This window comes from Bacteroidota bacterium, assembly GCA_016711505.1.
Classification (GTDB): Bacteria; Bacteroidota; Bacteroidia; order AKYH767-A; family 2013-40CM-41-45; genus JADKIH01.
Genome location: JADJSV010000009.1, coordinates 105,711 through 118,737, shown reverse-complemented (window position 1 = coordinate 118,737; position 13,027 = coordinate 105,711). Strand labels below are relative to the sequence as shown.

The 13,027-nt window shown below is 36.9% G+C and carries 11 protein-coding genes; 9 read left to right on the top strand and 2 right to left on the bottom strand.

Going from position 1 to position 13,027, the window contains the following annotated elements; genetic code table 11:
* Positions 1-97: 97 nt before the first annotated feature.
* Complete coding sequence (locus IPL24_11545; protein MBK8364278.1) at positions 98-628, bottom strand: hypothetical protein; 531 nt, start codon at positions 626-628, stop codon at positions 98-100.
* A 1-nt stretch (position 629) separates the two neighbouring features.
* Positions 630-956 (bottom strand): hypothetical protein, encoded by a 327-nt coding sequence (locus IPL24_11540; protein ID MBK8364277.1) that lies wholly within the window; start codon positions 954-956, stop codon positions 630-632.
* Between the two features lie 304 nt (positions 957-1,260).
* On the opposite strand from IPL24_11540, the gene IPL24_11535 reads away from it, so the two are divergent.
* The 9 genes from IPL24_11535 to IPL24_11495 all read left to right on the top strand — a co-directional run bounded on the left by IPL24_11535 (position 1,261) and on the right by IPL24_11495 (position 13,011).
* On the top strand, positions 1,261-3,291 hold the full coding sequence (locus IPL24_11535; protein ID MBK8364276.1) for a tetratricopeptide repeat protein: 2,031 nt from the start codon (positions 1,261-1,263) through the stop codon (positions 3,289-3,291).
* A gap of 47 nt (positions 3,292-3,338) precedes the next feature.
* Positions 3,339-3,818 carry a dCMP deaminase family protein gene (locus IPL24_11530; protein MBK8364275.1) on the top strand — a complete coding sequence of 160 codons (480 nt, stop codon included), beginning with the start codon at positions 3,339-3,341 and terminating at the stop codon, positions 3,816-3,818.
* A gap of 144 nt (positions 3,819-3,962) precedes the next feature.
* Entirely contained in the window at positions 3,963-5,582 is a 1,620-nt protein-coding gene (locus IPL24_11525; protein ID MBK8364274.1) for a S41 family peptidase, read from the top strand.
* Positions 5,583-6,320, top strand: a complete 738-nt coding sequence (locus tag IPL24_11520) for a phosphatase PAP2 family protein (protein ID MBK8364273.1) — start codon at positions 5,583-5,585, stop codon at positions 6,318-6,320.
* Positions 6,321-6,503: 183 nt separating this feature from the next.
* Positions 6,504-7,115 (top strand): superoxide dismutase, encoded by a 612-nt coding sequence (locus IPL24_11515; protein MBK8364272.1) that lies wholly within the window; start codon positions 6,504-6,506, stop codon positions 7,113-7,115.
* Positions 7,116-7,263: 148 nt separating this feature from the next.
* Positions 7,264-9,009, top strand: a complete 1,746-nt coding sequence (locus IPL24_11510) for a DUF885 domain-containing protein (GenBank protein ID MBK8364271.1) — start codon at positions 7,264-7,266, stop codon at positions 9,007-9,009.
* Positions 9,010-9,247: 238 nt separating this feature from the next.
* Entirely contained in the window at positions 9,248-10,294 is a 1,047-nt protein-coding gene (locus IPL24_11505; protein ID MBK8364270.1) for a hypothetical protein, read from the top strand.
* 11 nt (positions 10,295-10,305) lie between these two features.
* Positions 10,306-11,769 carry a hypothetical protein gene (locus IPL24_11500; GenBank protein ID MBK8364269.1) on the top strand — a complete coding sequence of 488 codons (1,464 nt, stop codon included), beginning with the start codon at positions 10,306-10,308 and terminating at the stop codon, positions 11,767-11,769.
* A gap of 153 nt (positions 11,770-11,922) precedes the next feature.
* Positions 11,923-13,011 (top strand): HAMP domain-containing histidine kinase, encoded by a 1,089-nt coding sequence (locus IPL24_11495; protein ID MBK8364268.1) that lies wholly within the window; start codon positions 11,923-11,925, stop codon positions 13,009-13,011.
* Positions 13,012-13,027 lie beyond the last annotated feature (16 nt).

Sequence of the window (13,027 nt, the reverse complement as noted above, 5' to 3'; positions counted from 1 at the left end):
AGAACGATACATTAAAAAGGGAAGTGACAATCTCAAAATATAAAGCAAAAAAAAAGAGGAATGCTGCCATTCCTCTTCACATATTTTGACTTTTGACTTATTTAATCATATCCGCCCGTACTGCACCCATTGCTGCGCTCATTTTGGCAAGATTTTCTTTTGTAAGTTGTTTTGGTTCTTTTACTTCATCAAAAACAACTTTGACTCCTTTTAATTGTTCAAGTAATTGTGCTGAACTTGGATAGTTTTTCAAATCAGAGAATAAACTGATAAGATTATCCAGATAAAGTTTTTGGTTATAGACACGTTCAAAAAGATCTGCATTTGAAGGACCATATTCCATGTTTTTTAATAATTCTATACTAAGATATTGCACCTCAACAATACTTCCGGCTAGGACATGCGATGCAACTTCAAGACGGCGATTACTTCTCAGATAAGAATCTGTTTCGGTATAAGCGCGGTCAATGATCTTTACTAAAGAATCTCTGTTGTCAGAGTTCTCCCGGAAGCTGGATGTAAATTTGTCAAAGGTTTCCTGAACACCTAATTTCTCTGCCATTTTCTTTGTAGTAGAATAGTAATCCAGCAAATCCTGATTTTGTCCATAGAAAGCAGTATAAGCCATATCAATTCCATAGATACCATAGTTTACTGCTTTTTTTGTATGCAGTAGTATAATTAGCAGCTTTAGAAGATGAGTTCAGAAGATCTCTGTTGAAAGGAACATTGTTTTCATAGATAGCATTGATCATTTCCATCGGTGACGGTAGATTTGCTATAGTATAAAAGAATTTAAATTCAAGTTTCTCTCTTGCTTTTTGTTTTGCAGTATCAACAACTGTTGTTGTATCTGCAAATTCATCAGTAGTTTGCTCAGGCTTGTTATTACTGCATGAACTTGCCGTAATTGCGATCAAACCAAAAGCGAGCGAGCGTGTTAAGAACCTTTTCATATAATTAAGTTTGATGCAAAAATAGAAATCATTGGGTAATTTCAAAGGAAAAACTCTATTCCTCTCTTATTATCGTTTTCAGTCTCAAGTATATTGGTTGGAAAAATTTTCAGTTTCAGGTTTACAGGTTTGAGGTTTCAGGTTGGCAAAACCTGAAACCTCAAACCTGTAACCTGCAAACCTTTCCCAAGAAGATCGACTACTTTGCAACTACTTGACCTATACCACTTTGCGATGTCGGTTTTTCGTCCTAAATTGCTAATCTTTGCAATCCAACCAACAAGTTTCGTTCAAACCTGAATTTATGTCCCGAAATAATCCAAAGCCGGAAGTTAAGAAGCCAAATAAGCAGTCGGGCAAACAACTTTTTATTGCATCGGGATTGTTTGTGGTTATGATCCTGACATACTTTGTCTATCAAGGTGTCACAAAATTTGATTCAACAAATTGGGATGATAAAGCCTATATCAAAGAAGCACCCTTGGTTCGTGACATAAATTTTGAAAAAGTAAAAGAGATCTTTACAAGCAAGTTTATGCTGAGTTATAACCCCGTAGTGTTACTCACATTTGCTTTTGATTTTGAAATGGCAAAATTAAAACCGGGGTGGAGTCATGGAGTGAATTTATTTTTTCATTTGTCAAATGTCTTGCTTCTTTTCTTTTGTCTGCGACAATTACGGTTCAAGGATGTTTCAGCATTGATCATAACTTTTCTTTTTGCCATACATCCATTAGCAACAGAAGCTGTAGTCTGGATAGCGGGAAGAAAAGATGTTGTCTATTTGTTTTTCTTTTTGTTGTCATGGCTCTCGTACCTCAGATATTATCACACTGAAAAGAAACTCTATTTGATTGCGAGTATTTTATTTTGTGCTATTTCGTTATTGTCAAAAGTACAGGCGATTACATTGCCATTTGTACTGATCATTTCCGATCTGATGCTTGATAAGAAATTTGAAGTAAAGCGACTGATTAATAAAATTCCTTTTTTAGTATTGGCATTCTTAATCGGATTATTCGCTATTTCAGGAGAAGGTGAACTCATTGCGGATAAATTTTCTGTTCCGCTTTCGTTCTTAGACAAGGTGCTTTACTCAATAATTGCATTTGGTTTGTATGTGGTAAAAATTCTGCTTCCATTCGATCAGATTGCAATTCACCGCTTTCCTGAAAGTGGAAGTTCAGATTATATCATTGGATTAATTACAGGAATAATTACCTTAGCACTTGCAATTGGTAGCATCTTTTTAGCTTACAAAAAGAATCCGCGTTTTGCAGGAAGTCTTTTGTTTTTTATGATTTGCATTTTCCCTGTTCTGCACATTGTAGCAGTCAATTCAGCTTTGATCTACGAACGATTTACATATCTTGCATGTGTAGGAATTTTCATGGCCATATTTTCATTACTGGAAAATAAACCTGCCCTTGAAAAAAAGTTCTCTTTTGTTTTAGTTGCTATAGGAATAATGTTTACAGGACTTACCTATGCAAGAATTCCGGTATGGAAAAACAGTCTTTCTCTCTGGAACGATATCATTGAAAAGGATCCGGAGGTCCCTACCTCTTATATGAATCGTGGTCAATATTACGAAGCCATTGGAGAAATGGATAAAGCGTTTTCAGATTTCTCAGAGGTCATAAAACTTGCTCCGCATCGTCCTGATGGTTACCATAATCGTGCAGTTATCTACTATCAGAAAAATGATATTGCAAATGCACTTCTTGACAATGAAAAAGCAATTCTCAATGATCCTGAAAATTCTGATGCACTTGTTAATCGCGGAGATCTGTATTTTAATTTAAATAAAAATGATTCCGCAATTCTGTTTTATAAAAAAGCAATAGCAGTTCATCCGAATCATGCGAAAGCATATTATGATTGTGGGTCTGCTTATTTCAAAATGGCAGATTATAATAATGCAGTTGCCAATTATAAAAAAGCAATTGAAATAATTCCTGATTTCCATGATGCATTTGTATATATGGCGCTTTCTTATGCAAGTCTGGATTCAATTCAACAGGCAAAATTAGCACTCAATGAAGCAGATAAACTAATCTCAAATTCTGCCGGAAGAACTTTGGTCAGCACTCAACTGGTCAAACTAGGCAATGTTGCTTTTGCAAAAAATCAAGTTGAGGAGTCCGCACGTTTGTATACAACTGCTATTGAAATTAATCCTTCCAATGCGGAGGCATATTATAACCTGGGCGGAATTTATTTCTTCAGAAAAAATGTTCAGTTAGCCCGGGAGAACTGGCAGAAAGCACTTGACCTGAAACCTGATTATTCTGATGCCAAAGTCTGGCTTCAGAGAATAGGTGGAGCGAAGTAGACCTTGCTTGTTATCCTAATGAGGACAAAATTACCTACATTTGCACTATGCATCGTCCAAGTTTTGATGAGATCTACATGGAGCTGGCCCAGAATCTGGCCCATAAATCACATTGCGTAAAAATAAAAGTCGGATCTGTTCTGACAAAAGATACCAGAATCGTTTCATTAGGATATAATGGTCCCCCTGCAGGAACTCACAATTGTGATGAAGAATGGCCGGATGTTGGGTGTCCACGCGATAGTAAAGGAAGCTGTTCACTGGCATTGCATGCCGAACAAAATGCAATTCTTTATGCTTCAAAAAATGGCGTTCCGATTGAAGGGTGCACGATCTATGTTACACTTTCACCATGTTTACCTTGTGCGAGAATCATTTTTACTATGGGGATCAAGAAAGTGATCTATCTCAATAGCTATGCTGAATATAAGGGTATTGGCATAGATGAAGGCGTGGAATTTTTGAAACAATTCGGTGTTCAGGTGGAAAGATATCAGAAGAAAGAACAACTTTCTGTAAATCTATAATCATACTGCGTTTTAAGGCTAAAATCAACCTGTTTTGGGATGTTATAGTGATGTTAAATCAGCTATTTTCAAAACATTTTCGAAAAAAATCAGTTTAAGTATATTGATGCCGATTGAATTCGGCTAATAAAATCATATAACGAAGTGAACAAATTAAAAATCTGGTTACCACTCATCTTCGGTGGACTCATTGCAGTAGGTATTTATGTTGGATTGAGATTGAATCAATCTACAAAAAATGAAAATTCGTTTTTTTCATTCAGAACAGGGCAATTCAATAAACTGAATGATGTTATCAATTATATAAATCAGGAATATGTCGATACCGTAAATCAGAAAAAACTGGTTGAAAGTACTATTGAAGAAATGCTCCATAAGCTGGATCCGCATTCAGCATATATTCCTGCAGACGAACTTCAATCAACGAATGAACCATTGGAAGGTAATTTCGATGGAATTGGAGTTGAGTTCCATATTCAGGAAGATACGATCATGGTAGTTACAGCAGTTTCCGGCGGACCTTCTGATGCATTGGGCATTCAACCCGGTGACAGGATCATTAAGGTCGATGGGAAAAATGTTGCGAACATAAAAATTACTAATCAAATGGTCATGCAAAATCTTCGCGGACCAAGTGGAACAAAAGTGAAAGTGACTGTTTACAGAAAAGGAAAACAGATCGACTATGCAATCACTCGTGGAAAAATTCCTATCTATAGCGTCGATGTATCATATATGTTAAGTCCTGAAACAGGATATATAAAAGTCAGTCACTTTGGCGACAAGACTTATGAAGAATACATCGATGGTTTTGTGAAGCTGAAAGAAATGGGAATGAAAAATCTTGTTCTTGATCTTCGTGGTAATCCGGGTGGTTATTTAAAAACTGCAATTCAGTTAGCTGATGAATTTTTACCCGAAGAAAAACTGATCGTCTATACACAAGGTCGTTCGCGTCCGAAAGAATCATATGCTGCCACAAAAAATGGTTTCTTTGAAAGCGGTGCCTTAGTCGTATTGATCGATGAAGGAAGTGCATCAGCAAGCGAGATCGTTTCAGGTGCTTTGCAGGATTGGGATCGCGCAACAATTGTCGGTCGTCGTTCATTCGGTAAAGGACTGGTTCAGGAACAAAGTGAATTTCCGGATGGTTCTGCAATCAGACTTACTATTGCAAGATATTATACTCCAACCGGACGAAGTATTCAGAAACCTTATGACGGAACATATGATGATTACGAAAATGAACTCGCTGTCCGTTTAAAGCATGGAGAACTTTTGAGTTCAGATAGTATTCGTTTCAGTGATTCATTGAAGTTCACTACACCCGGTGGAAGAGTTGTTTATGGAGGAGGTGGAATTATGCCGGATATTTTTGTATCGCTTGATACAAGTGGTGTATCACAGTATTATTCTGATGTGTCTTCAAAAGGCCTTATAACTGAATTCGTTTACAAATACGTAGATAACAACCGAAGTACTTTAAATAAATTTAAAACCTTTGATGAATTCAATTCAGGATTCAGGATCAATGAATCTATCTTTAATGATTTTGTTTCTTTCGCAGAGAAAAGTGGTGTAAAACCTAATGCTGAAGGAATGAAAATTTCAGATGAGATCATGCGGACACAAATGAAAGCATTGATTGCACGACAAGTGTGGAAGAATGATGGTTTTTATCCTGTGATCCAATCACTCGATAACACTTTGAAAAAAGCGCTTGAGCTGATCGATAAAAAACAAGTTGCAATTAAAGGCAGTTAAGTGCGGAATTATTTTTCCAGAGTCGTTGTAATTCTTTTTTCTCAACTAATATTTGTTGGGAATATAAGCAGTGCTCAGGAAAGAATTAAATTATCCGAACCGAATGATTATATAATTTCAGGAGCAAGCATATCACTTTTTTTCGGAGGTAATTATTTTTACCGTAACAAAACTCCACTCACAGAAACTGAAATCAATTCGCTTTCAATTTCGAACATCAATTCATTTGACAGAAGAGCAACTGCAAATTATTCGCATTCGGCTGAAAAGGCTTCTGATGTTATGCTGGTTTCGTCAATTGCATTGCCTGCTATTTTATTAGCAGATAAAGAAATCAGGAAAGATTTTGGGAGTGTGTCAATTGTATACATACAAACTACTTTTCTGGCAGGTGCTGAGATCCAGTTTGTAAAAGGACTGCTTGATCGCGCGCGGCCTTTTGTTTACAATCCATCAGCACCAATGAGTGAAAAAAGAAAAGCAGATGCAAATGCATCTTTTTTTTCAGGACATACTGCAATGACAGCTTCTGCTGCTGCTTTCACGGCTACAGTTTACAGTATTTATTACCCTGATAGCAAAGCATTGCCTTATTTATATATTTCAGCAGCAGCTATTCCGATTACTACCGGTTATCTCCGCTACAAAGCGGGTAAACATTTTCCGACAGATATTGCTGCGGGATTAATTGTGGGAATTGCAAATGGGTTTTTAATGGCTTCTTTGCATAAGAATTAGTTTAGTTGTTAACGCTTAAAAATTAAACGCAAGTTCACTAAGCTTTTGTCACAAGAACACGTATGTCCTTTTAAGGTCCATTTTCGCTAAAAACTTAGTGGTCTTAGTGTTAAAATTTTTATTGTCCTAACAGAATTGAACACTATTTACCCATATCTTTGTTAAAATTTTAAACACATACAAATGGCATTTGAACTTCCAAAACTCCCTTACGCATACAATGCGTTAGAGCCACATATCGATGCACGTACGATGGAGATCCATCACAGCAAACATCATCAGGCTTACGTTACAAATTTAAATGGTGCTATTGCAGGATCTGATGCAGAGAAATTAAGCATCGAAGATATTTGTAAAACCATTTCAAAATATCCAATGCCTGTCAGAAATAATGGCGGTGGACATTACAATCACTCATTGTTCTGGACAGTGATGAAACAAAACGGTGGCGGAAATCCTACCGGTGCCATCGCAGCAGCAATTGATTCTGCCTTCGGTTCATTCGATGAATTCAAAACAAAATTCAATACAGCCGGTGCTACTCGTTTCGGAAGTGGTTGGGCATGGTTGATCGTTGGTGCTGATAAAAAACTTGCAGTTACTTCAACACCAAATCAGGATAATCCTTTAATGGATATTGCAGAGGTAAAAGGAACTCCGGTTCTTGGATGCGATGTATGGGAACATGCATACTATCTGAATTATCAGAATCGTCGTCCTGACTACATGTCGGCATGGTGGAATGTGATCAATTGGGATGAAGTAAATCGCAGATTTGCTGAAGCATCTAAATGATCCGATTGAAAGATTATTACAAGCCCTACATTGTGGGGCTTTTTTTATGGATACTATTCACATAATTTAACAAATTCTTAAGAGAATTCAGGTGTGATTGGGGTGATACATGGTTTCCATACTATCATTATTTTCATATCATTGCACTATGAAAAAGATACTTACTCTATCGCTATTGATCATAGCAGGTTTTGGTTGTAATTCAAAGAAGACTGAAACAAGCGGAGATCAGAATCAGCAATTCGATCAATTCAAAAATGGTTTCGTTGAAAGAATGTGGGAAATTTATCCGGGTTGGGCCAGTAGTCAGGGATATCACAATTTCGATAATGTTTTATTTGTTCCTGATGCTGCATATGATGCAAAACAACTTGCTTTTGCAAATGCAAATCTCGATTCACTGAAATCATTCGATCTGAAAAATTTGTCTGATAACAACAAGACAGATCTTTATATGATAGAGAATCAGTTGAAATCAATTGTCTGGTCAATCAATGAAATGAAATCCGGCGAATGGAATCCCGCAGGATATAATGTTTCCGGCGAATTCGCGGAAATGATCAATAACAATTATGATTCACTTGATGATCGTCTGCATAATCTTGGAATGAAACTCGTAAATGTTCCGGCATATTACGAAGCGGCAAAGAAAAATATCAAGAACCCAACTGTTGAACATACACAACTTGCTATTGAACAAAATCTCGGTGGAATTTCTGTTTTCGAGAATGATCTTGTGAATGCTTTAAAAGAATCGAAACTTCCGGTAGGTGAAAAAACAGAAATTTCTACACGCTCGAAACTTGCTGTTGATGCTATCAAATCATATGTAGAATTTCTGAAATCATTAAAAAATGATAGCCCGAGAAGTTTCCGGTTAGGAAATGATCTGTACAAGAAAAAATTCGAATTCGATATTCAGTCAGGTTATACTGCCGATGAAGTTTTGGCAAAAGCTATTGCTCACAAAACTGAATTGCACCAGAAAATGGCTGAGATCTCAGTAAAACTCTGGCCAAAATATTTCGCAGGACAAGACATGCCGAAAGACAGTCTGCAAATGATCCGTCAGATGATCGACAAACTGTCTTTGATTCATGTACAACCGGATTCGTTTCAGTCTGCAATTGAAAAACAAATTCCGATTCTTGTTGATTTCATCAAAGAAAAGAATCTTATTTACATCGATCCATCAAAGCCTCTTGTCGTAAGAAAAGAACCTGATTATATGGCTGGAGTAGCAGGAGCATCAATCTCAGCTCCCGGTCCTTATGATAAAACAGGAAACACGTATTACAACGTTGGAAGTTTATCAGGTTGGGATAAAGACCGCGCAGAAAGTTATTTGCGTGAATACAATCAGTACATTTTGCAGATCCTGAATATCCACGAAGCAATTCCCGGGCATTATACACAGCTGGTTTATGCAAATCAATCGCCAAGCCTTATCAAATCTTTGTTAGGTGCAAGTTCTATGATCGAAGGTTGGGCAGTTTACACGGAGAGAATGATGCTTGAAGAAGGTTATGGAAACAACGAACCTGAAATGTGGCTGATGTACTACAAATGGAATTTAAGAAGTACTTGTAATTTCATTTTAGATAATTCCGTTCACACGAAAAATATGTCTAAGGAAGATGCTCTGAATCTATTGATGAATGAAGCATTCCAGCAAAAAACAGAAGCAGAAAACAAATGGCGTCGTGTTTCATTGACACAGGTTCAACTTTGTTGCTACTTTACTGGCTACACAGAGATCTACGATTTCCGTGAAGAAATGAAAAAGAAACAAGGTGACCAGTTCAAATTGAAAGACTGGCATGAGAAATTTTTAAGTTATGGCAGCGCTCCTGTGAAATATATCAGACAGTTGATGCTGGAAGAAAAGAAATAGTTGAAAGGCTTCACGAGAGTGAGGCCTTTTTTGCTATATTGAAGGTTGTTTAATGTTTAAAGTTTAATGTTGCCATGTCCCAACGTTAATCTTTAAATCTTAAACAACTTTTAAGTTTCGTTACTTTTTATCGCTCAGAAGCAACCTTTTAGCAAAGTTTTCGTTTTCTATTATCAATTCTTACAGTCGTACAATTTCAAATCACCGATAGCGTTCCCTAATCGAACTGCTTGATCAGATGAAAGTAATTAAGGTCTTATTAAAAGTCATCGCAATTGCTGTCATCGGATTTTTCGCTTTGGCAGCCACGATCAGCATGTTTTACAGTAAGGAGATCAAACAACTGATCATCGGTGAACTGAACAAACATCTGGCTACTGAGATAAAAGTGAAGGAGTTTAATTTTTCTGTCATCCGCCATTTTCCTTTTGCTTCTATTGACATGGATGATGTTCTGATCTATGATGTAACTGATTCAAAGAAAAAAGATACACTCATTTATGCCAACCGCCTTGCTCTGCTTTTTAACATTACAGGTATTTTTAATAAGGACGTTACGGTAAGGAAAATCATTTTTGATAAAGGTAACCTGAATATCAGAATTGATACAGCCGGAAAAGGGAATTATAAATTCTGGAAAACAACTGATGATACAACAAGTGGCGGAGTGATCGATCTTCAAAGAATTATTCTTAAGGATGTCGCTATTTCTTATTTCGATGAAAAAAATCATCAGGACTACAACGCTTTTACAAAGAATGCTCAATTGTCGGGAAGATTTTCAAGTGATGAATTTACACTGACTACTTCGGCAAGTTTATTTGTAAATCAACTCTTGGTAAAGAATATAAATTACATCAATCAGAAAGATGTAGAAGTCTCAAGTAATCTGAAAGTAAATACAAAAACGGATGTTTATACTTTTGAAAAAAGTTTTGTCCAGATTGCCGATGTAAAATTTGATTTGAATGGAAATATAAAAGCTCCACCGCATTCTGTATTTGTTGACCTTGATGTAAAGTCCAATGAAGCTGATCTGGCATCTTTCATTTCATTACTACCACCTGCATATTCAGCAAGGCTGAAAACATTCAAAAGCAAAGGTCGTTTCGTTTTTCATTCTACGATCAAAGGTGAGGCAACAGGGGAGAAGACTCCTGATGTAAAAGTAGATTTTTCCATTGCTGACGGAAAGCTTTCTCCTGAAAATAATCCGATCGAATTAACAGCAATAAATTTTTCAGGTACTTACCGGAATTCATCATCTACCGGAAAAGTTTTTTAAATATTCCCGCATTGTCTGCAAGTTTAAGTGGTCATAAGATCAAAGCTGAGTTACGAATTGATGATCTTGAAAATGCTTTTCTCACCATTCATGCATCAACTCAACTGGATCTGGCACAGGTAAAACCATTTATCAATGCAGATACATTGGAGCAACTTTCTGGAAATCTTGCAATGAATGTTTATTACAGTGGAAAGTTAAGTCAGTTGCAAAATGTTTCCAAAGATAAACTGTATGAAGTAAAAGCTTCGGGTAATGTCGATATCAGTCATGTTAATTTCAAACTTAAAAACAATCCGCTTGCATTCATTAACATGAGTGGAAATTTTGTTTTGAAGAATGAAGACGTTGCAATAGAAAATTTGTCAGGAAAAATTTCCTCTACCGATTTTAAACTTGATGGTGTTTTCAAGAATTTTATTCCTTTCATCCTCATCAAGGAGCAATCCGGCGATTTTATTGCTGATGTTGTTTCCAACAACCTCGCTATGGACGAATTCCTGGTGAACAAAGCAACAACAACTTCTCCCGATGATACTTCATACATTATGAAATTCAATCCCAGACTTACCTGTGATCTGAATGTATCGATCGGTAATTTGCAATTCAGAAAGTTTCAGGCTTCAGCCGTCCGTGGGCATATTCACATGGAACGTCAGGTGATCAGCAGCCGTGCATTGAAATTTAAAGCAATGGATGGTGAAATTCAGATGGAAGCAACGATCAATGCATCCCGTCGCGACAGTATTCAGATGAATTGCGATGCAAAATTTGTGAGCCTCGACATAACACGACTGTTCAATGAACTTGAAAATTTTGACCAGACAACTTTGACAGAGAAAAATGTGAAAGGTGTGTTGAGTGCTGATGTACAATTCTCAAGTATGTGGTCAAAAGATCTTACGATCAATCCTGCCCGGGTTATTTCTACCTGTGATATTAAAATTGAAAATGGTGAGCTGAATAATTTCACTCCGATTCAGGCATTGGCAAAATATATAAAGGTGCCCGATCTGAACAGAATTAAATTTTCGACACTGACGAATAAAATAGCAATCAAGGACCGTAAAATTTTTATTCCGAATATGGAAATCAAATCAAGCGCCATCAATATTTCCGGAAATGGAACTCATAGTTTCGATAATATTGTTGACTACCATATTCAGTTATTATTGTCAGATGTTCTTGGGAAAAAGATGCGATCTAACACAACAGAATTCGGAGAAATTGAAGATGATGGGTTAGGCAGAACCATGCTGATGTTATCCATGAAAGGTCCGGTTGACAATCCGAAGTTTGCCTACGACCGGAAAGCTGCCGGACAAAAGATCAAAACAGAGATCAGTAAAGAGAGTCAGAACCTGAAATCGATGTTAAAGGAAGAGTTTGGATTATTTAAAAAAGACACTGTAAAGACCTCAAAACCAAAAAAGAAGGATGAAATGCAGATAGATTGGAGTTCAGATGGAGAATGATTTTTCTATTCTAAGAATTTCCCGCATCTTTGCGCAATCGGATCAGGAGAATGCTTTAGGTAAGTGCCTGGAGATTATTCAAATACCAAGTTTTACGTGAATATTTATACTCAAAAACAACGTTGGAAATTATTGCTGCTCCTGGCAGCCTTAATGATCGGCACCGCTTCCCTTTGGTATACCAATCGTTTGGTCAATAAACTTGCAATTGAAGAACGCAAGAAGATCGAACTATGGGCAGAAGCAACTCGCCGTCTTGCGGATGTGAGCGAGTTGAATACCGATATTAATTTTTTATCGAATGTGATCAGTAACAACAATACAATTCCTGTTATCTGGGCCGACGATAAATTTAATCCCATCTCTTCCCGGAACCTTGATTCGTTGCAATCGCTGAGCGAAGAATATCTGAGAAAGCAGATCGTTGAAATGCGCGCTGTGCACGATCCGATTGAAATCCATATCGGCACTATCAAACAATACATTCTTTATCGTGATTCAGAATTGCTGATTCGTTTACGCTATTATCCATATTTTCAATTAGCCGTTATCGCACTCTTCTTACTCGTTTCTTATCTGGCATTCAGTAATTCCAGAAAGGCAGAACAGAATCAGGTTTGGGTTGGTATGGCTAAGGAAACGGCGCATCAATTAGGAACACCGCTTTCATCATTGGTTGCATGGCTGGAATTTTTGCGACTCAAAGGAATGAGCAGCGACTATACCAATGAAATTGAGAAAGACATTAACCGGTTACAAACGATCACTGAACGTTTTTCAAAGATCGGATCTGCTCCATCACTCACGAAGGTGAATATTCATGAAGTCCTGAAACATTCTGTTGAATACATAAAAACAAGAAGTTCTGATAAGGTAATATTCGATCTTAAGACTCCGGCAACGGAAGTATGGGCTCCATTGAATGTGCCTTTGTTCGAGTGGGTAATTGAAAATATTCTGAAGAATGCAATTGATGCAATGAGCGGAAATGGAAAGATTGATGTGAACATCACAAATCAGCATCAGTTTGTTTACATAGATATTTGTGATACGGGAAAAGGAATTCCGAAATCATCATACAAAACAATTTTTAAACCGGGATTCACTACAAAAAGCAGAGGCTGGGGTCTTGGACTTTCTTTAAGTAAAAGAATCATCGAAGAATATCACGATGGACAAATTTTCGTGAAGAATTCAGAGATGAATAAAGGAACGACTTTCAGGATCGTATTGAAGAAATGATTTCGGATGTCGGAAT